Annotated in this window: 14 protein-coding genes; 11 read left to right on the forward strand and 3 right to left on the reverse strand. The window is 69.9% G+C overall.

Features of this window, described 5'->3' with window-relative positions; genetic code table 11:
• Positions 1-134: 134 nt before the first annotated feature.
• Both ACTWQI_RS19465 and ACTWQI_RS19470 read right to left on the reverse strand, forming a co-directional pair.
• Complete coding sequence (locus ACTWQI_RS19465; protein WP_443272085.1) at positions 135-1,697, reverse strand: cellulose binding domain-containing protein; 1,563 nt, start codon at positions 1,695-1,697, stop codon at positions 135-137.
• A gap of 592 nt (positions 1,698-2,289) precedes the next feature.
• Positions 2,290-2,613: a plasmid stabilization protein gene (locus tag ACTWQI_RS19470; RefSeq protein WP_443272087.1), complete on the reverse strand. Its 324-nt coding sequence runs from the start codon at positions 2,611-2,613 to the stop codon at positions 2,290-2,292.
• Positions 2,614-2,737: 124 nt separating this feature from the next.
• Here ACTWQI_RS19470 and ACTWQI_RS19475 point away from each other — a divergent pair, with 124 nt between their 5' ends.
• From ACTWQI_RS19475 to ACTWQI_RS19525, 11 genes are all read left to right on the forward strand, one after another.
• Positions 2,738-3,400 carry an MBL fold metallo-hydrolase gene (locus tag ACTWQI_RS19475; protein ID WP_443272196.1) on the forward strand — a complete coding sequence of 221 codons (663 nt, stop codon included), beginning with the start codon at positions 2,738-2,740 and terminating at the stop codon, positions 3,398-3,400.
• Positions 3,401-3,491: 91 nt separating this feature from the next.
• Positions 3,492-4,349, forward strand: coding sequence for a Rieske 2Fe-2S domain-containing protein (locus ACTWQI_RS19480; protein ID WP_443272088.1), 858 nt, complete (start codon positions 3,492-3,494; stop codon positions 4,347-4,349).
• Positions 4,350-4,468: 119 nt separating this feature from the next.
• The gene (locus ACTWQI_RS19485; RefSeq protein WP_443272090.1) at positions 4,469-4,861 is read left to right on the forward strand and encodes a DUF2267 domain-containing protein; all 393 of its coding nucleotides are present in this window, start codon (positions 4,469-4,471) and stop codon (positions 4,859-4,861) included.
• Between the two features lie 547 nt (positions 4,862-5,408).
• Entirely contained in the window at positions 5,409-6,569 is a 1,161-nt protein-coding gene (gene ligD / locus ACTWQI_RS19490) for a non-homologous end-joining DNA ligase (RefSeq protein ID WP_443272092.1), read from the forward strand.
• Positions 6,566-7,492 carry a non-homologous end-joining DNA ligase gene (gene ligD / locus ACTWQI_RS19495; protein ID WP_443272095.1) on the forward strand — a complete coding sequence of 309 codons (927 nt, stop codon included), beginning with the start codon at positions 6,566-6,568 and terminating at the stop codon, positions 7,490-7,492. The genes ligD (ACTWQI_RS19490) and ligD (ACTWQI_RS19495) overlap by 4 nt, the downstream gene beginning before the upstream one ends.
• A 230-nt stretch (positions 7,493-7,722) precedes the next feature.
• Positions 7,723-8,511 carry a DeoR family transcriptional regulator gene (locus ACTWQI_RS19500; protein ID WP_443272097.1) on the forward strand — a complete coding sequence of 263 codons (789 nt, stop codon included), beginning with the start codon at positions 7,723-7,725 and terminating at the stop codon, positions 8,509-8,511.
• A gap of 139 nt (positions 8,512-8,650) precedes the next feature.
• Positions 8,651-10,750, forward strand: a complete 2,100-nt coding sequence (locus tag ACTWQI_RS19505) for a TIM-barrel domain-containing protein (protein ID WP_443272099.1) — start codon at positions 8,651-8,653, stop codon at positions 10,748-10,750.
• 80 nt (positions 10,751-10,830) lie between these two features.
• A complete protein-coding gene (locus tag ACTWQI_RS19510) occupies positions 10,831-14,478 on the forward strand; it encodes a beta-galactosidase (RefSeq protein ID WP_443272101.1) in 3,648 nt (1,215 codons plus the stop codon).
• A 55-nt stretch (positions 14,479-14,533) separates the two neighbouring features.
• A complete protein-coding gene (locus ACTWQI_RS19515) occupies positions 14,534-15,970 on the forward strand; it encodes an alpha-L-fucosidase (protein WP_443272103.1) in 1,437 nt (478 codons plus the stop codon).
• Complete coding sequence (locus tag ACTWQI_RS19520) at positions 15,970-16,875, forward strand: beta-glucosidase (protein ID WP_443272105.1); 906 nt, start codon at positions 15,970-15,972, stop codon at positions 16,873-16,875. The genes ACTWQI_RS19515 and ACTWQI_RS19520 overlap by 1 nt, the downstream gene beginning before the upstream one ends.
• 20 nt (positions 16,876-16,895) lie before the next feature.
• Complete coding sequence (locus tag ACTWQI_RS19525; RefSeq protein ID WP_443272107.1) at positions 16,896-20,024, forward strand: alpha-N-acetylglucosaminidase; 3,129 nt, start codon at positions 16,896-16,898, stop codon at positions 20,022-20,024.
• A gap of 21 nt (positions 20,025-20,045) precedes the next feature.
• Here the strand turns inward: ACTWQI_RS19525 and ACTWQI_RS19530 are convergent, their stop codons facing one another.
• Positions 20,046-20,996, reverse strand: coding sequence for a LysR family transcriptional regulator (locus ACTWQI_RS19530; RefSeq protein WP_443272109.1), 951 nt, complete (start codon positions 20,994-20,996; stop codon positions 20,046-20,048).
• Between the last annotated feature and the right edge of the window lie 88 nt (positions 20,997-21,084).

Genomic DNA, 21,084 nt, shown 5'->3' on the forward strand with positions numbered 1-21,084 from the left:
GGAGGCCGGGCGGTCCGGAACATCCAGGGGATGGTTTCCGGACCGCCCGGCCTCGGCGTTCGGAGGGGGAACGGTGAGACGGTCAGGGAGCGATGGGCTGCCGCCGTGTGCCGGCGGCAGCCGGGGCACCGGAGTCATCCGGTGTACGCCGCGAAGATCTTCGAGAACTCGTACGGCGACTGCGGGATGTTGGTGCACTTGTACAGGGCGCCCGTGCAGGCGTTGCGGTCCCGGGTCGTCTCCCAGAATGCGAGCACCCCGAGGTGCTTGTCCTGGGCGTAACGGACCAACTGCCGTGCGTCGTCCTGGTTGTAGATGCGCCCGTCGTCGTTCTGACCGAGCATCGGGGTCACTCCGACCATGGCCCACACCTGGGCGTCGCTCTTGGCCGGGTACAGCGACTGCAACTGGGAGAACGTGCTCTGCGCGGCCTGTACCGCGGCGTCCCCGTAGTCGACGTCGCGGTAGTAGTCCATGGCCATCACGTTCACCACGTCCAGGTCGACGCCGGCGTCCCGTGCCGACTTCACGACGTTCAGCCCGTCGGCGGTCAGCCCTTCGGGCAGCACCGGCAGGGTCAGCGAGATCCGCAACCCGGGGTGAGCCTGCTGGAGTTTGGCCAGCGCCTGGGAGCGGCGGCTGACGGAGGCGGGTTCGGCGGTTGCCGACCCTTCGATGTCGAAGTCGACGTACTTCAGGTCATAGGCGTTCACCACCGCGTTGTACTCGGCGAACAGCGAGTCGACGGAGTCGCACGCCTGCGCCAGCTCGATGCCGCTCGCGCCGCCGAAGGAGACCTTCACATCGCCGCCGCCTGCGCGGATGCCGTCGATCTGGTCCTTGGCCCATTTCTCGCGCGGATCATAGGCGTTGAACCACATCGCCTTGCAGCCGGATGCGGTGATGAAGGCCATGGTGTAGCTCTTCACCCCGCTCGCCGACGACATGTCCGGCATGCTCGGTGTCGGCCACGCGCCCATGTCGACGTAGGGGGCCGTGCTCACGGGTCCGGCCGGCTTTGTGTCACCGCCGGTGCTCGTGGTGCCGGTGGCTGCCGTGCTGTACGCGGACACGTTGCCGGCGGCGTCCTTGGCCCGTACCCGGAAGCTGTAGCTGGTGTCCGCCTGCAGCCCGGTCGCCGTGTACGAGGTGCCGACCACGGCGACGGGCGCGCCGCCGTCACGGGAGACCTCGTAGCCGGAGATCGTCCCGGAGTCGTCCTTGGACGCCGACCAGCGCACCGTCAGTGAGGAGGCGGTGGCCGAGTCCACGGTGACGCCGCCGGGGACACTGGGCGGCGTCGTGTCCTCGGTGCCTCCGCCGTCGCAGGAGGCGCTGTTCAGCATGCACGTCTGGGGCGTTCCCGTGCCCGTGGACACCCAGCCGAAGGTCGTGGACGCGCCGGGTGCCAACGACCCGTTGTAGTCGCGGTTCTTGAACGTGTAGTGGTTGCCGCTCTTGGTGAGCAGCGCGTCCCAGTACGAGCCGACCGATGTGCCGTCGGGCAGGTCGAACTCCACCGTCCAGCTGTCCAGTTGTGTGCTGCCGGAATTGGTGATCGTGTACTGGCCCTGGTAGCCGGTGTCCCAGGTGGACGTCTTGGCGAACGCCGCGGTCGCGGTGGCCGCGGCGGCTGGTGGGGCGAGCAGGACGAGTGCCCCGGTGACTGCGATCACCAGGGCGAGCAATCTTCGCATGTGCGTCTCCACGAAGGTGGGGGGCGGACGGGCGGTCCCGTCGGCCCGGCGTGGAACGGTCCCGCAAACTCCCTGTCCGGAGACTCCGGCGGGGTGCGGTCGAGAGGGAGAGGGTGGTGGTCGTACGGGAGCTCTGCCCGCGCTCCCACGGGGAGTCGCCCTCCGGCGGTGCACGGGCCACGTGAACCTCCGGCCATGGGCTCGCGATGGGAGGCTTTGGTCTATACCAAAGCGCTGAGTGTGGTCTACCCATCCGGCGACGCCGCGTCAAGGGGTCGGGACGCCTGTGACATGCGCGGCTCGGAGTAAGCCTCGTTCCGAGGTGGAGCGGTGGCGGGCCGGCTCGTTCCCGATGACCGTCTCAATCGGCCGTTGCCCGACAGGCGCTCCTGAAGGAGGCGTTGGGGACCGGCAGCGGCGGGTCACTCCCCGCGCCGCGAAGGCGGTTCTCAAGGACGCCACAGGCCGACCGCGCGAGTTCCACCCGGAACTGGCGCGGTCGGTGTGGCCCAGCGGTTCCTCGGCGTCACGACTGCCGTGACCGGGAGGACGCGCCTGCCGGCGGACCGCCGGGCCGAGCCTGGGGCGGGGATCAGCGCCCCAGGGCCTTCTTCAGCTGTTCCTTGGTCATGTTCGACCGGCCCTCGACGTTCTTCTTCTTCGCCTCCTCGTACAGCTGGTCCCTGGTCGGCCCCTGAGCGCCGGTGTGCGACCGCTTGCCGCCTCGCCGTGAGGAGGAGATGTCCTGAGTGGAGACGCGGCTGGCCGTCTTCGACTCGCCTGTGCGGGCTCGCTCCTTGCTCACCGTACGAGCGGCGATCTCCTCGGCTCGCCTCGTGCTCTCGCCGCGCTCCTTCGCGCTCTCCTTGATGTGTTCGTACTGGCGTTCGCGCTTCGCGCTGGATCCTCTGGGCATGGTTGACGCACCTTCCTCCCGAGTTCCGTCCCGCGAGTACCCCTGCCGCGTCACCCCATGCGAAGCCGATGCCGGGGAACGGAGAGCGAGGCCGGATGCCGCGGTTATCCTGCCCTTGATCAAGGTGAACACCGTGGTCGATATTGGCCGGGAGGTGCCGGGAAGGCCGCTCATGACCGGTTCGCTGCGCCTGACCCTGCTGGGGGTCGGCGCCATGAACTCCCCGCGGTACGCACCGGCGGGCCTTCTGGTGCGCCACGGCCGGCTGCGCCTGGCCATCGACGGCGGGCCCGGCGCCGAACCCCCCGAACGGCTGGACGCCTGGCTGGTCACCGACGAGCACGCGGAACTGCGCCGGGAGCTGCGCCGACTCGCCGAGGCGCGCGGGGTGGCCCCGGTCATGGCCTCGCACCCGAACGACGCCCTGCGCGTCGAGCCGCACCCCGTCGCCCACACCTCACATCCCACCTGCGGTTACACGATCCGGTTCGGCGACAGGCTGGCGGTCTGGGCGCCGGAGTTCTGGGAGTTTCCGGCCTGGGCCGCCGATGCGGACCTGATGTTCGCCGAGGCCGCGGCTTGGAATCGCCCGATCCGCTTCCGCGGGGGCGTCGGCGGGCACGCGAGCGTCCAGCAGGTCGCCGACGCGGCGGTGCGGCACGGAGTCCGCCGGCTGGTGTACGCACACATCGGTCGCCCCACCATCCGGGCGATGGACGCGGGCCACAAGCCCATGTCGGGGGAGTGGGGCGTGGAGGGCCGTACCTACACCCTGCGCGTGCCATGACGCGCCGACGCGTCCGCCGCGGGCCCGGATGCGCAGCGCGGTGGCTTTCGCGTGCGGGTTTCATGCGGACGCTAGGGGCAACCCGGCGGCCATGCGCAATCCCTTCTCGAAGATCGAGGTGCTGGAGCGGGCCGAGCCGCTGGGCCGGATGGCGGCTCCGCTGCGCACCGGAATCCGGGCCCTCCCGCTCGGACGGGTCCGGGATGTCCTACGGGGCCGGTGGCTGGGCCACCCGATGCACCCGGCCCTCGTGCAGCTGCCGATCGGCAGTTGGACCTCCGCCGCACTGCTCGACCTGCGCGGCGGACACGACAGGTCAGCTCGGTTGCTGGTCGCCGTCGGGCTGACGACAGCGGTTCCGGCAGCCCTGGCCGGCGCCGTGGACTTCGCCGACCAGCGCGTGGAGCAGGAGCGGGTGGGCGTGGTGCACGCCTCGGCGAATGTCGCGGCCCTTGCCTTGTACGGGGCCTCCCTCGCCGCCCGGAACGCCGGCCGGGGCGGTCGGCTGCTCGGCTTCGCGGGGCTCACCGCGGTGACGTTCGGCGGCATCCTGGGCGGTCACCTGGCCCACCGGCAGGGCGCCGGGGTGAACCACGGCGAGGACGTGCCCTACCTGGTCGACCCCGGGTGGCATGCGGTCGGCGGCCCCGAGGAGTTCCCGCCCGGTGAGATGGTGCGCCGTACGGTCGGCGACGTCCCGGTGCTGCTGCTGCGCGACTCCAACGGGACGGGCGCGGTCTACGCGCTGGCCGACCGTTGCTGCCATCAGGCCGGGGACCTCTCCGAGGGCGAGCTCGTCGACGGCTGCGTGGTCTGTCCCTGGCACGGCAGCACCTTCCGGCTCGCGGACGGGGCCTGCGTGTCCGGACCGGCCACCGCGTCGCAGCCCGCCTTCGAGGTCCGGCTGAACGACGGCCTGGTCGAGGTCAGGCTGCCGGACGCGCACTGACCGGTGCACACGTCGGGACACCGTGGCACCGCGGAGTCATGACGTCGGTACCAGACGCTCGCCGCGCAGGCCGTCGGAGTGCCGCAGCGGAGACGGAGCCAGGGGAGTCCGATGGGCTGATGGACTATGCGATCTTCCTCGCGGATGTGCGCGAGCGCGGCGGTTTCGCCGACCGCGCCGACGCGGAGGACGCCGTCCGCATCGTGCTGGGCGTTCTGGGGCGTCGGCTCGGAACCGATGCCGCGCACGAGCTTGCCGCCCAGCTGCCCGCCCAGGCCGGAGAGATGCTCGTCTCCGCCGCCGCGGAATCCGCGCCGTCCTGGAGCATGGGGGAGTTCGTCACGCATGTGTCGGTGAGCGCGGGCACACTGGAGCAGGAGGCCGCCATGGACGCCGAGGCCGTACTGAGCGCCGTCTCGGACGTCCTCACCGGCGAGCAGCTGGCGTCCGTACTGAGCCGCCTCCCGGACGATTACGCCGGACTCTTCGATGGCGGCCGGGAGTCGACCTGAACCGGCGCACGGCGCGGCCTATCGCTCTCCGGCCGAACCCCTTCGCGTGTTTCCGGGACCCGGCGGCCTCGGCCGCGCGGCCGCTCTCTGGGACTTCCTCAGGGACAGGGATCGCCTGGCGCTGTCGAGCGGTTGCGTCGATGCGCGGAGCGAGACGGCGCAACGACGCGGCGGTGGCCTCGGGATCAGGTACTGACAGGGCGAGCAGGCTGAACGGCGCCGTCGTGGGCCACAGCTCGACACACAACACGGGTTCGCCGGGCCGGAACGCCACGAAGTCCTGCCCGCCGTGATGCCGACGCGTCCCGATGCACGCCGCACCGGGAATCCAGACTCCGCGACGCCGCACTCCGCGCAAGGCCCGCCACCAGTCGTACTCGACCCCCACATGACGTACCGCCGCAACCGGGACCCGCACATTGCCATGGCGCGCCGCCGCCTTCTCCGACCAGGACAGGCGGACCACGAGCCGGTCGCCGTTGACCACCAGCCGTGCCATCGTTCCTCCGAGCCGCGTTCGGGTAGCAGCCGTACGTTCTCGGTCCGGGTGTCCCGGCAGATCCGGATCACACATCCCGGAGTGGGCCTCGGCACGCCGGGGCGCCGGGCGGTCGTCGGACGGCGGAGCCGTTTCGTCGCCGTCCTCCCGGGCACCCGCTGTGCCGTGGGTGAGAGCCTCCTGGACCGCCTGTCCGCGGAGGAGCGCGAGGCGTTGCGCACCTCCGCCCAGCCGAACAGTGCCCGACCGATGCTGGCGACCCTGACCCAGAAGTACTTCTCGGACCCGGCATGGCTCTTTGAGCGGAAACTGGACGGGGAGCGCTGCCTCGGCTTCCGGGACGGTGACCGCACCCGTCTGGCCTCCCGCAGTGGCCGGCAGCTCCAGGACACGTACCCGGAGGTGGCCGAGGCACTGACCCGGCAGGACTGCCGGGATTTCATCGTGGACGGGGAGGTCGTCGCCTTCGAGGGCCGGCGCACCAGCTTCGCCCGGCTGCAGCAGCGCCTCGGCATCCAGGACCCACGCGTGGCCCGGGCCAGCAGGGTCGCCGTCGTGTACTACATCTTCGACCTGCTGCACCTGGACGGCCACGACGTCACCAAGCTCCCGCTGCGCACCCGCAAGGCACTGCTGCGCCGCGCGCTGACCTTCACCCCGCCCCTGCGTTTCACCGCCCACCGGAACGCCCGCGGGGAGGCGTATCTGCGCCAGGCCTGCGGACGGGGCTGGGAGGCTGATCTCCCCCACAGCCTTCGGCGTGGGAGGGACCCCCAGCGGGCGGACAGCCGGTACGTGGCGCGCCGGTCGACGGACTGGCTGAAGTTCAAGTGCGGCCAGCGACAGGAGCTGGTGATCGGTGGCTTCACCGAACCGGCGGGCAGCCGCACCGGCTTCGGGGCGCTCCTGGTGGGCTACTACGAGCAGGGCCGACTGCGGTACGCGGGCAAGGTCGGCACCGGCTACGACCGCCGCACCCTCACCGCGTTGCGCGAGCGCCTGGACGCGCTGGCCTGCGACCAGCAGCCGTTCACCGGAGGCAGGGTCCGCGAACGCGGAGCCCACTGGGTCCGGCCCGAGCTGGTCGCCGAGATCGCCTTCACCGAGTGGACGGGTGACGGCAAGTTGCGCCATCCGCGCTTCGTGGGCCTGCGCACCGACAAGCCCGCCACCGACGTGGTCCGGGAGCGGCCGAAGGAGGAACGGTGAGCACCAAAGAGGAGATCCGCATCGGGAACCGCACCGTTCCGGTCTCCAACCCGGACAAGGAGCTCTTCCCCGACGACGGGATCACCAAGGCCGAACTGATCGACTACTACCGCACGGTCGCCCGGCCCATGCTGACCCACCTGCGCGACCGCCCGCTGGCCATGGAACGCCACCCCGACGGGTACCGGGGCAAGTCGTTCTTCCACAAGGACGTACCCGACTACTTCCCGGACTGGATCCATCGCGAGGAGGTCCCCAAAGAGGACGGGACCGTCACCATGGTGGTGTGCGACGATGCCGCCACCCTCGCGTATCTGGCGAACCAGGCCTGCATCACCCCGCACCCCTGGCTGAGCCGGGTCGGCCGCCTCGACTGCCCGGACCGGCTCATCTTCGATCTGGACCCACCCGGCGACGACTTCGAGATCGTCCGCTGGGCCGCCTTCCGGCTCAAGGACCTCCTCGACGAACTCGGCCTGCACCCGGCGGTGATGACGACAGGGTCGCGCGGCCTGCATCTGCTGCTCCCGCTCGACCGGCGCACCGACTTCGACACCGTGCGCTCCTTCGCCCGTGACGTGGCCGATGTCCTGGCAGAGCGGCATCCGGACAGGCTGACGACCGAGGCGCGCAAGGACAAGCGTCGCGGCCGGCTGTACCTGGACACCCAGCGCAACGCGTACGCACAGACCTCGGTGGCGCCGTACGCGGTCCGCGCCCGGCCGCACGCCCCCGTGGCGACGCCGCTGGCGTGGGACGAGCTCGACGACCCCGGCGTGGGCCCGCGGCACTGGACGCTGCGCACCATCCCGGACCGCCTCGCCGACCACGGCGACCCGTGGAAGGGACTGGGCCGCAGCGGACGGGCGCTGGGACCGGTCAGACGCCGTCTGGACGGCCTCGTCCGACGCGGCGCAGCGTGAGACGAGCGCGGCCCGTGCCGCGGAACGATTCCCCGGTCCCGCCCTCCAGGGGCCGGTGGCGACCTGTCCTGCGCGCTCGCCACACCGGGGTGCCGACATTCATGCGTGGGCGTGCAGGGAACTGCTCCTTCCTGGTTCAAACGTGCACGGTCTTCCAGGTAGTTCGGGCCCCACTGTGTGGTTTCATGACTGCGTGGGGGAGCGCGCACACCACGACAGGGGGCGAAGAGATGGCGGCACCGCAGTCGCGATGGAACGCGCTCCTGGAGATGTTGACGAGCGAGGGGCGGGTCGAGGTCGAGGCCGCCGCGGCCGCACTGCACGTCTCCGCCGCCACGATCCGACGCGATCTCGATGAGCTCGCCCGCCAGCAGCTGGTCACCCGCACGCACGGCGGCGCCACGATCAATGCGATCGCTTACGACTTGCCGCTGCGCTACAAGGTCGCGCGCAACGCCCCGGAGAAGAAGCGCATCGCTCATGCCGCGGCGGGCCTGGTGAAGGCCGGCGCCGTAGTGGGCCTCAACGGCGGCACCACCACCACGGAGGTCGCTCGGGCGCTGGCCACTCGGGCCGATTTGAGGTCGCACGGCACCGAGACCTCGCTGACCGTGGTCACCAACGCGCTGAACATCGCCAACGAGCTGGTCATACGCCGTCATGTGAAGCTCGTCGTCACCGGAGGTGTTGCGCGACCGGCGTCCTACGAACTGATCGGACCGCTGGCCACCGAGCTGCTTGCGGAGATCACGCTCGATCATGTCTTCATCGGCGTCGATGCGATCGATGTCGCGCATGGTGCGACCGCCCACCACGAGGGCGAGGCCAGCATCAACCGGGCGCTGACCCGGCGCGCCCAACAGGTCATCGTCGTCGCCGACTTCTCCAAACTGGGCAAGCGGGCCTTCGCCCGGATCTGCCCGGTGGAGGACATTAATGTGCTGGTGACCAACCAGGACGCCCCCGCGGAGCTCACCGGACCGTTCGTCGCCGCCGGTGTGGAGATCGTCCCGGCCTGACAGCACGTCACATTTGCCCTCTGAGGCCGTGAGACGAGTGTTGACAGGTGACGTTTCTCGCCGGAACATGCACAGAAATGAGCAGAACCTTGCAGGAGTACTCCGGGAAGTCACGTGCCTGTCACGCAGGAGGCCGAGAGTGCGCTCACAACTATCCAGAGGCGGCGCGTTCCTGGCTGTCGCAGCACTGACCCTGACGCTCTTCTCACCCGCCACCGCACCCTTCGCCTCATCGGCTCAGACCGATGCTTCCGGCCGGCCGAGGGCGACGTGGAAGAACGACCGGGTCACGGTGTCCGTGCCGGCCACAGGCACGTCGCCCGGTTATCGCGTCCATGTGGCCACCGACGAGCTGGCCTTCACCACCACACGCGCCGGGAGGACCGTACTCGGCACCGCCCGCGGTGACACCGGGAGCTTGAGGTTCGAATCCGGAGGTCGGTGGCAGCACGCCACCGAGGTCACCGACTGGTCCTGGCAGGACGGTGTTCTCAACCTCACCGCCGACACCACGCTCGCCGGCGCCACCGTCGAGGCGCGGCTGACGCCCACGGCGGACCGATACCACCTCAGCTGGGACGTCAGGGGCGGCAGCCCGGAACGGCTGGGGCTGGCCTACGACCTCGAGTCGGCCGGCCACTGGTACGGCCACGGCGAGGCCGAGACCCCGCGAGGCGGCCCGTACACCGACCAGCCCTGGCCGCTGTCCAGCGGCCACGTCGGACACCGCACGTTCGGCCCCGCCTCGTACCACATGATCGACCCGTTCTGGTACACCTCCCGCGCCACCGGCCTCTGGGTCGACACCGGCACCACGATGGACGTGGCCATCAACGAACGGGACGACGGACTCGGCCGGTTCACGGTGGAGTCGCCGGACACGTACCAGGCGACGGTGTTCGTCGAGTCGACGCCTCTTGACGTCTACCGCGACTACATCGGCATCGTCGGCAAGCCGGGGCAGAGCGACGCCACGTACGAGCAGTACGCCAGGCCGCTGTGGAACTCGTGGGCGCAGTTCTACACGAAGATCGACCAGGACAAGATGCTGGACTACGCCGCCGACCTCCATGCAGCCGGCCTGGACGGGCACACCATCCAGCTCGACGACAAGTGGGAGTCCCGCTATGGCAACCTGACCTTCGACCCCACGACTTTCCCTGATCCCAAGGGCCTGAGCCAGAAGATCCATGAGTTGGGGTTCGACTTCGGCCTCTGGGTCACCCTGTGGATCAACCTGGACTCCGACAACTACCAGTACGCCGTCGACCACGGCTATCTCCTCATGGATGCCGCGGACCCGACCACGCCGTGCAGGGTGACCTGGTGGAACGGCACCGCGGGAATCATCGACCTGGCGAACCCGGACGCCAAGGCCTGGTACGTGGGCAACCTGAAGAAGCTGATGCGCGACTACGACGTCGATGGGCTGAAGTTCGACACCCGGTTCTTCGACGAGAAGTGCGCCCCGCGCAGCGGCCACCAGCCGACCGACTACCAGAGGCTCGGCGCGCAGCTCGCCGACGAGTTCGACCTGCAGGGCGCCGGCATCCGGGTCCACTGGGACCGTACGGCCCACGAGGCCGGCTTCGTCACCCGGCAAGTGGACAAGGGCACAGGGTGGGAGTCCCTGCGGGCGTCGGTGACCCAGAACCTGGCGATCTCCACCATCGGCTACCCGTTCATCGAGTCCGACATGATCGGCGGCTCCGGCGGCCAGCCCCCGCCGTCGAAGCACGTGCTGGTGCGGTGGGCGCAATCCGCCTCGCTTATGCCGCTGATGTACTCCTCGACGTCTCCAGTGGACACCAACGACGTCACGACCGGGAAGAAGGTCGTCTACGACCAGGAGACGATCGACCTCTACCGCGATGCGATCGAGAGGCACAAGCGGCTGGCCCCCTACATCTGGGACCAGGTTCAGGAGACGCTGAGGACCGGTGACCCGATCATGCGGCCGCTGTTCTTCGACTTCCCGAAGGACGAGCGCAGCTACACCGTCACCGACGCGTGGATGCTCGGCCCGGCAGTCCTGGCCGCCCCCATGCTCGGCCCAGGCACCACCCGCGACATTCACCTGCCACCCGGCATTTGGTACGACGTCAACCGCGGCACGACGATCCACGGACCCGCGAACCTCGAGGGATACCAAGTGCCGCTCGGCGTCACTCCGGCTTTCGTCAACCTCAAGGCGAAGGGCGCGGGCAAGGTCGTCAAGGCCCTCTCCGCCACCTCGTGAGAGCGAGAACGCACGCGGTGGCACGCAGGTTCTCACTCGTCGCGGCCTCGGCGCGGCGGCGTCGTCAAGGAGCTCACACGATGAGAAGGCATGGGAGATCCCTGCTGAGTGCCGGGCTCGCCGCGTTGCTGGCCGCGACCTGCCTGGCCGCCACCCCGGCCCACGCCGGATCGCAGGCCGAGGCCGGACCGCAAGCCGAGGCGCACACCGTCACCTATGACCCGTACTCGGTGAGGATCGACGGTCAGCCGTTGTACCTCTGGGGCGCCGAGTTCCACTACTTCCGGCTGCCCAGCCCCGACGCATGGCGGGACGTGCTGCAGAAGGTCAAGGCGGCGGGGTTCAACTCCGTCTCGCTGTACTTCGACTGGGCCTACCACTCGACGAAGCCCGGCTCCTACGACTTCACCGGCATCCGCGACGTGGAGCGGCTGCTGGAGGAGGCCGAGCGGGCCGGCCTGTACGTGATCGCCCGACCGGGCCCGTACATCAACGCCGAGGTCTCCGGTGGCGGCTTCCCGGCCTGGCGTAAGACCCACGCGGGCGTCAACCGCACGTCCGAGCCGGAGTTCATGAAGGACGCCAGGGAGTGGATGAGCCGGATCAACCCGGTCATCGCCCGGCACCAACTCACCCGCGGCACCGGCACGGTGATCCTGTACCAGGTCGAGAACGAGTACCAGGGCGGCCGCAACGACCGCGACTATATGCAGGCGCTCATCGACTGGGCGCGCGAGGACGGCATCGATGTACCGACGTTCGTCAACGACGGTGGGCCCAACAAGAACTGGGTGAGCGGCAGGGGCGCCCCCGACATCTACGGCTTCGACGCCTACCCGCAGGGCTTCGACTGCTCCGCCCCCGACGGCTGGCGCAACCTGCCCGACTACTCCTACGTGGGCGAGTGGAAGCCCGAGTCACCGCTGATCATCCCCGAGGCGCAGGGCGGCGCGTTCGACCCGTGGGGCGGCACCGGCTACGACGACTGCCGCAAGCTCACCGGCACCGACTTCACCCGCGTGTTCAGCAAGATGAACATCGCGGCGGGGGTGAGCGGCCAGTCGTTCTACATGACCTACGGAGGCACCAACTGGGGCTGGCTCGCCGACCCCAACGCCGGCTACACCTCGTACGACTACGGCGCCCCGATCAACGAGTCGCGGCAGCTCACCGACAAGTACCACGAGTTCAAGCGCATGGGCTACCTGGTGGGCGCCGTACCCGCCCTGGCGCGGACCGACACAGCCACCTCGCCCACGCCCTCCGACGAGGCCCTGCGCATCGACCGCCGGGTCAACCCGGACAGCGGCACCCAGTTCTTCACCGTCCGGCACGACGACACCCGGGTGAAGGACAAGCACGAGACGACGCTCTCCCTGTCCGGGGAAGACGGCGACTACCCGAGGGTGCCGCAGCAGGGCACGATCGCCGTCGACGGTCGGGATGCCAAACTCCTCGTCGCGGGCTACGACCTCGGCCGCCAGCGCCTCGTCTACTCCACCTCGGAGATCATGACGCACGCCCGAATCGGCGACCGGGGCGTGGCGCTGCTGTACGGGCGGGCCGGCGAGGGTGGCGAGACCGTCCTGCGGTACGCCGAGAAGCCCGAGGTCACCGTCCTCGACGGCGATGTCACCACGACGTGGGACCCCTCCCGCGGCGACCTGCGGCTGAACTACACCCACAAGGGCCTGGCCCGGGTGAAGGTGGGCGACCTTGAACTGCTGATCGCCGATGTCGCCGAGACCGCCCACTGGTGGCGGCACGACACCGCCGCCGGGCCGGTCTTGGTGCGGGGCCCGTCGCTGGTCCGTACGGCCAAGGCGGTCGGCGGCACGCTGAACCTGACCGGCGACTCGACCAAGGCCGCGCGGATCGAGGTCATCGCGGACGCCGCAAGGGTCACCTGGAACGGCCGCAGGACTCAGGTCACCGAGGTGCCCCGCCCGGTCGAGCTGCCGGAGCTGACGACCTGGAGATACCAGGAGGAGGCGCCGGAGGCGGCCCCAGGCTTTGACGACTCCACCTGGACCACCGCCGCCAACCTGAGCGCCAACAACCCTGACCTTTCCGGGTCGCTGCCCGTCCTCGCCATGGACGAGTACGGCTTCCACCACGGCGATGTGTGGTACCGCGGCCGGTTCAAGACGACCGGGGCCGTGACCGCGCTGACGCTGGACGCCAACACCGGCCCGCACGGCCGCTACGGGGCCTGGCTCAACGGCCGCTACCTGGGCAGCGGCGACGGCTCCCGCACCTTCGACATCCCTGACGGCGCCCTCAAGGACGACAACGTGCTGTCCGTCCTCGTCGAGAACATGGGCCACAACGAGGAATGGGGCCACGACTACTCCAAGGAGCCGCGCGGGCTGCTGTCCGCCGACCTGCTCGGCGCCGACTCCACGATCACCTGGAAGATCCAGGGCAACCGGGGCGGCCAACGGCCCATCGACACGGCACGCGGCGCGTACAACAACGGCGGCCTGTACGGGGAGCGTTCGGGCTGGTCACTGCCCGGCTACCCGGACGCGTCCTGGACCCGTACGACCGTCGCCGCGCAGTCGGCGAAGTCCGGACCGGGCGTGCGCTGGTACCGCACCACGGTCCGCCTCGACCTGCCGCGCGGCCAGGACAACCCCCTCGCGATCCAACTCACCGACGGCGCAGGAGGAAAGGACTACCGCGCCCAGATCTTCGTCAACGGCTGGCTCATCGGCCGCTACCTCGCCGACACCGGACCGCAGTCCCGATTCGTCATCCCGCGTGGGCTGCTGAACGAGCACGGGACCAACACCATCGCCCTCGCCGTCTGGTCCACCCGGGAAGGCGCGGGCCTCGGCTCCGCTCGCCTCGTCGACCCGGGTGCGAGCGTCGGCGGCATCGACATCGCAACGGTGCCGGCACCGTCGTACGACGCGAAGACGTACCCGGACGTGCCCGCGGGGGCCCGTATCACCGTGGACGCCGACCCCTTCCTGAGCGCGGGCGGGACGGGCACGGCGACCGTCTCCTTCCAGGTCGCCGAGAAGACCGTGAAGGCCGCCCGCGACGTGGACCTCTCGCTGAAGGCCCCCGACGGCTGGACCCTGACGACGGACGACCCGACGCACTTCACGCGGGTCGCATCCGGAGACACGGTCACCGCCGAGTACACCGTCACCCCACCCGGCGATTCGGTCCCGTACGCGGTCCTGGCCGCGACGGCGTCGTACCGGCACAGCGGCCGCACGCAGGAGATCAGCGGCGCGCGTGCCGTGCAGGTCCCGCCGCCCGCGCCCTCCGGCGACAGGTACGTCAGCGATCTCCCCCTCGTCCGGGCCGTGAACGGCTGGGGCCCGGTCGAGAAGGACGCCTCCAACGGCGAGAACGCGACCGGTGATGGACGCCCCATCACCATCGGCGGCACCACGTACACCAAGGGCCTCGGCGTGCACGCCGACAGCCGGGTCCGGGTTTACCTCGGCGGTGCGTGCACCCGCTTCACGGCCGTCGTCGGAGTGGACGACGAGGTCGGCACCGGCGGCAGCGTCACCTTCAAGGTCACGGCCGACCGTCGCGACCTCCACACCAGCCCCGTCCGGTACGGCCCGGACGACGGCATGCCCGTCGACGTGGACGTCACCGGCACCCGCTGGCTCGACCTCACCGTCGACGGCGGCGGCGACATCTCCACGGACCACGCGGACTGGGCCGCCGCGAAGCTGACCTGCGCCGGAGGTCCGTCGTGAACCGAGCACCCGTCGACTTCCGCAATCGGCCGAGCCCTCATCGAGAGGCCGTTCCATGGCAGTAAGCCGCAGACAGTTCCTCGGTACGGCGACCGCGCTCGGCGGTGCCGTGCTGCTCGCCTCACCAGGTGCCGCCCACGCGATCACCGGCAGCATCCCCGACTACGAGCCGACCCGGGAGTCCCTCGACACCCACCCGGTGGCGCGTTGGTACAAGGACGCCAAGTTCGGCGTCTTCATCCACTGGGGCGTCTACTCGGTACCCGCGGGCTCAGGACGGCACATCGCCTCCGAGTGGTACCTGTGGTACCAGAGCTACCGGGGCACCGACCAGTGGAAGTATCACCGTGACACCTATGGTGAAGACTTCGTCTACGACGACTTCATCCCTCGGTTCACGGCGGAGAACTACGATCCGGACTCCTGGGTGCGGCTCTTCGAGCAGGCGGGCGCCGAGTACTTCGTCCTGACCGGCAAACACCACGACGGATTCGCCCTGTTCCCCAGCAAGGTCACCGACCGGCACTCGGTGGCGTACGGCCCGGGCCGCGACCTCGTGGGTGAGCTGTTCGCCGCGGCCCGCAAGCGTTGCACCGTGCGGCCGGGGCTGTACTACTCGCTCGGCGAGTTCTTCAACCCGGCGATCGGACGGCCGATGCGCAACTTCTACACGGACGAGGAGATTCCGCTCGTCGGCTACAAGCCGGTCGAGGACTACATCGGCGACTACGAGCTCAAGCAGCTGTACGAGGTCATCGACCGGTACGACCCGGAGCTGCTGTGGGCGGATGGGCAGTGGTTCCGGCCGACCGGTGACCCACCATGGCGCAGCGAAGAACCCATGGCCCACTACTACAACCAGGCCAAGAACCGCAGAAGGCCCAAAGGCGTCGTGGTCAACGACCGCTTCGACACCCACTACGACTTCGCGACGTACGAGCAGCGCACCAACCCGCAGATGGACCCGCGGAAATGGGAGTGCTGCATCACCATGGGCTACTCCTGGGGCTACAACAAGTGGGAGACCGACGAGGACTACAAGACGTCGAAGTTCCTGATCCACCTGCTCGCGGACGTGGTCAGCAAGAACGGCAACCTGCTGCTCAACATCGGTCCCAGGCCGGATGGCACCATCCCCGGCATCATGCAGGAGCGGCTGCGCGACATCGGCGCCTGGCTCGACGTCAACGGCCCCGCGATATACGGGTCGACGCCATGGGTGCGGGCTGAGGAAGAGGGTGCACAACCCGGCATCCGCTACACCGTCACCCCCGGCGCTTTCAACGTCATCGTGCTGGGTGCTCCCGGCGGCACGCTGTCGCTGCCCGGGGACATCCCCATCAGCGCCACGTCACGGGTCCGGCTGCTCGGCCGCGGCGGGACGCTGACCTGGACCCGCGAGGACGGCAGGATCCACATCGCCGTCCCCTCGAGGCTGCCCAGCGACTTCGCCAACACCTTCACCGTCGACTGGGAGCGGAGGCGGGCCTGATGACCGGCATCAACCGGCCTTACCGACCCGAGGAGGACTTCCTTGGGCCCCCTGTCTCGCTCACGCTGTCTCCTGCCGACCCGCAGGCCGGCTCCCCAGTGACGCTGACCGCCACGCTCACCAACACGACCCGGATCGCTCTGCGCGGGACGGTGCTCCATCTCGCCGTGAACGGTTCCGGGTGGCGATGCGGCCTGGGGAACCTGGCGCCTGGAACCACGGCGACCCGCAGCTGGCGGACCATGCTTCCGCCCAACGTCGAGGGAAAGATCACCTTCACCGCCCACGCCATCTTCGACGTCCATCGGCACGGTTCCGACTGCGCCCGCGCCACCACCTCGGTGCGTCTGCCCCACCAGTCGCTCGTCGGCGCCTTCGACAACGTCGGCATCGCTTCCGACGACGCGGTCACGGCCGCCGACATCGACGGGTCGCGGTCCAGCCTGTCCGCGCAGGCATTGGCCTCGGTCGGGCTGAGCCCGGGAGCGGTGGTGACGTACGACGGGGTGCCTTTCACGTGGCCGGCCACCGAACCGGGGGACAAGGACAACGCTGTCTCGTCCGGGCAGACCGTGCTGTTGTCCGGCTCGGGCTCCCGACTGGCCTTCCTCGGCACCAGCACGTGGGGAGAGGGCAAGGGGGAGGGTGCTGTCGTCTACGCCGACGGCAGCAAGCAGAGATTCCCGGTCGCCGTCCCCGATTGGTACGGAAGGAGTGGTTCCGCCGCGGTGGTGGTGCCGTACCGCAACATCGTCACCGGCCGGGACGAAACCCCGGTCAGTCTCTTCGTGTTCGACGTGCGGCTGCAGGGCAAGCCGCTGCACTCCGTCGTACTGCCGAAGGTCGGCGACGGCCTGCAGGCGGGTGTCCCAGCTCTGCACATCTTCGCGATGGCCGTTGCCTGACCGGTGAGGAAGGGAAGCCCATGAACGCCCGGAACGGCAAGGAAGGGGTCACCCGCAGACGCGTGCTGACCGGCGCCGCGGCCCTGGGCGGCACGGTGCTGCTGGTCCCGTCGCACCAGGCCGGCGCGATCGGGACCGAGGACGCGACCATCCGGCCGGCCGGGATGTTCGACACCGCCTCCGCCGCCGCGGCCCTCCGCAGGCTGCTGCCTTCCCACCACCAGCAGATCACCCTGCACGCGGTCGTGGGTCGCGACCACTTCCGGATCACCGGGCAGCAGGGGCGGATCACGGTCGAGGGCACCAGCCCCGCCGTCCTGCTCACCGGCGTCAACGCCTATCTCGCGCAGGTCGCCCGGGCGGACATCTCCTGGAACGGCGAGCAGCTGAACCTGCCCCGGCTGCTGCCCGCCCCCACCGCCGCCATCACCGGATCCGCGAACGTCCCGTACCGGTTCGCCTTCAACGACACCAACGAGGGCTACACCGGGCCCTACCGTGGCTGGGACGCCTGGCAGCGCGAGCTGGACCTGCTCGCCCTGCACGGCATCAACGCCGTCCTGGTCTACATCGGCGCCGACACCGTGTACGACGCCACCTTCCGTGAGTTCGGCTACTCCGACGCCGAGTTGCGGGCGTGGATCCCCGCTCCTGCCCACCAGCCCTGGTGGCTCTTGCAGAACATGTCAGGGTTCGGCGGGCCCGTATCCCGGCGGCTGCTCGACCGGCGCGCAGCTCTCGCCGAGAAAATCATCAACCGGATCCGGGAGCTCGGGATGACCCCCATGCTGCCCGGCTACTACGGCACCGTGCCGGACGAGTTCGCCGCCAGGAACCCCGGAGCGCGAGTGGTCGTGCAGGGCATCTGGGGCGCCTTCAAACGCCCCGACTGGCTCGACCCGCGCACCGTCGCTTTCACCGAGGTCGCCGCCGCGTTCTACCGGCACCAGCGCGAACGCTTCGGTGACAGCACGATGTACAAGATGGACCTGCTGCACGAGGGCGGACAGGCCGGGGACGTGCCGGTCGGCGAGGCCGCCAAGGCCGTCGAGACGGCCCTGCAGGCCGCGCACCCCGGCGCGATCTGGATGATCCTGGGGTGGCAGAGCAACCCGCGCCCCGAGATCCTCGAGGCCGTCGACAGGAGCCGGATGCTGGTCGTCGACGGCCTGTCCGACCGCTACACCACCGTCACCGACCGGGAGCGCGACTGGGGAGGGACCCCGTATGCGTTCGGCAGCATCTGGAACTTCGGCGGCCACACCGCGATCGGTGCCAACGCCCCCGACTGGGTGAGCGTGTACCCGCAGTGGCGGGACAAGCAGGGCAGCGCGCTCGCCGGCATTGCGATGATGCCTGAGGCCGCCGACAACAACCCCGCCGCCATGGCGCTGTTCACCGAGCTGGCGTGGACACCCGCCGCCATCGATCTGGACGACTGGTTCACTGCATACGCCACCTCCCGCTACGGCGGACCCGACCCCCACGCGATCGCCGCGTGGCAGGCGATCCGTGCCACCGCGTACAACATGACGCGGGCGGACTCCTGGAGTGAGGCGCCCGACGGCCTGTTCGGCGCCAGGCCCGACCTGAGCGCGAACAAGGCCGCGGCGTGGGGGCCCGAGGCCGACCGCTACGACACCACGGCCTTCGACGCGGCGCTGACCGAGCTGCTCCAGGTCCCGCGCGGGCTGCGCGACAACTCGGCCTACCGCTACGACCTGGTGGACGTGACCCGTCAGGTGCTCTCCAACCGCAGCCGGATCCTGCTGCCGCAGATCAAGGAGGCCTACGAGGCGGCGGACCGCGGTCTGTTCGCGGAGCTCACCAGGGCGTGGCTGAACTGGATGACGCTGATGGACACCGTGCTGGCCACCTCAGGCCTGCATTTGCTGGGGAGATGGCTGGCCGACGCCAGGGCATGGGGCGGCACCCCGGCGGAGAAGGACCAGCTGGAGTACGACGCCCGGTCGATCATCACCACGTGGGGCGGCCGGGCGAGCAGCGAGGAGGGGCTGCACGACTACGCGAACCGGGAGTGGTCAGGGCTGGTCGGCGGGCTCTACCGCACCCGTTGGGAGCGGTACTTCAGCGAGCTGTCCACCGCGCTCGAGGAAGGCCGGCAGCCCGCGGACATCGACTGGTTCGAGTTGGAGGACCGCTGGGCGCACCGGCACGACACGTACCCGACGCGGACCAGCGGTGACATCCACACGCTGGCCCGGCAGGTGCGGGACACCCTCGCCACCGACCCGCACCAGATCGCGCTGACCGCCTCGGCGGACCACAAGGCCGTGGTGGAGGGCCGGCCGGTCACCGTCACCGTGTCGTCCACCAACCGCAACGGCTTCGCCCGGGCCAGGGACGTGCGGCTGTCCATCGACCCGCCGGACGGCATGAGCGCCAAGGCCCTCGACCCGGTGACTGCCGTGTGGCTCGCCCCGGGCGAGACCTTCGCCGCGAGGTTCACCATCAGCCTCGCCGGGCCCGTGCGAACCCTGGTCGCCCGGGTGCCGACCGCAGTGTCGCTCGGCGTCTGCGGTGTGCGTGGGAAGGCGGTCGGGGGCGCGCGCCTGATGGCCGGCACCGGCGTGCGGGAGCCGTATCGCACCGCTTCCTTCAACGACGCGGTCTTCGGCCAGTGCGGTGCCGACCTCGCCATCGAGGGCGCGGGCGCCGATCTGTGGGGCGGCACCAACGAGTTCGGCGCGATCTACCGTGCCGGTGCGTTCGGCACCGCCTCCACCGCCAGGGTCACGGTCACCGCGCAAGACCGCACCGGCCCCTGGGCCCGAGCCGGGCTCATCGTCCGCAACGATCTGACCGAAAACGGAGTCGGTGGATACGTCAATCTGGCGGCGACCCCGTCCCACGGATGCGTGCTGTCCTGGGACTCCGGCGGGGACGGGACGATCGACTCGATCAGGCTCGCCGGCTCGTTCACCGCCCCGGTGCACCTGCGGCTGAGCCGCGCGGGCGGCACGTACACCGCGGAGTGCAGCACCGACGGCACGACCTGGACCACGGTCGGCACGGCGACCCCGGGCGGCGTGGCCGACATCCAGGACGTCGGTGTCTTCATGACGGCGGCGACCGGCGAGACCAGTACTCGAGGGATCGCCGCATTCCAGGACTTCGCGGTCGCCTGACCGCCGTCCCACCGGCCGGCCTCACGCCGGGCCGGTGTCGTGCGGAACGGTGGTGTGGCCGACCGAGCGCGGAGGGTCGGACGTCCCTCGAGTCATGCTGCGCGTCACGGTCTCCGCGAAGGACCGGGCGGACGGGCTCAGCGCCCCCCAGTGGCGGACCGCCCATCCGACGGACAGCGGGCGGAGCCCGGGCACGGGAATGAGCCGGACGCCGCGGTGATCGGTCTGCTGCCACCCGGGCAGCGCCGGCACGATGGCGTGGCCGAGCCCCAGTTCGGCCAGGAGGATGGCGGTGTCCCAGTCCGCGACGCCGGTCGTGGAGTTCAAACGGACGCCGAGCCGGTCGAGTTGGGCGTCCAGGCGTGACCTCGATGTGGAGTTCTCGGGAAGCCTGATGTGGTGAATCTCCGTCAGGTCCGCTGGGTCGATGCCGTCTTTGGACGCCAGCGGGTCGTCGGTCCGGACCGCCAGTACCCAGGGCAGGTCGATGACCGGTCGTTGCTCGATGCCGCGCACGGGTGTGCCGATGGTGATCCAGGCGAGATCGGCGTCGTTCGACGCGAGTGCGGCGAAGCAGCCGCGGCTGGAGTTCTCCGTCTGGAACTCCAGGTTCACCTGGGGGAATTGCTGTCTGAAGGTGACCACCGCCTCGGACATGAAGTGCCGGACCGTCGTCGCACCCGTGGTGATCCGTACCGAGCCGCCGCTTCCGTGCAGGAGGTCGCGGAGTCGGCTCAGAGCGAGGTCGATGCCACCGATGCCGTCGGCGACCGCCGTCTGGAGGATGCGCCCGGCGTAGGTGGGTATGACACCCCGAGGCCGGCGTTCCAGCAGGGTGAGGCCGAGTTCCCGTTCGATGCGTCTGATGTGCTGGCTCACTGCCGACTGGGTGCAGGACAGATCACGGGCGACGGCGCTGAGGCTGCCGGCTTCGCACACCGCTGCGAAGATGCGGAGGTCGTCGAGAGTCACGGCATCAAAGCTAGAGCTTGGGTGGCTGCGAGGAAATCCGACGATTGACTGGGAATTCCGGAATGAGCCATGATCTGTTGCGGGCCCA

Origin of the sequence: Streptomyces sp. KR80 (assembly GCF_052245555.1) — a bacterium.
Taxonomy (GTDB): Bacteria; Actinomycetota; Actinomycetes; order Streptomycetales; family Streptomycetaceae; genus Streptomyces.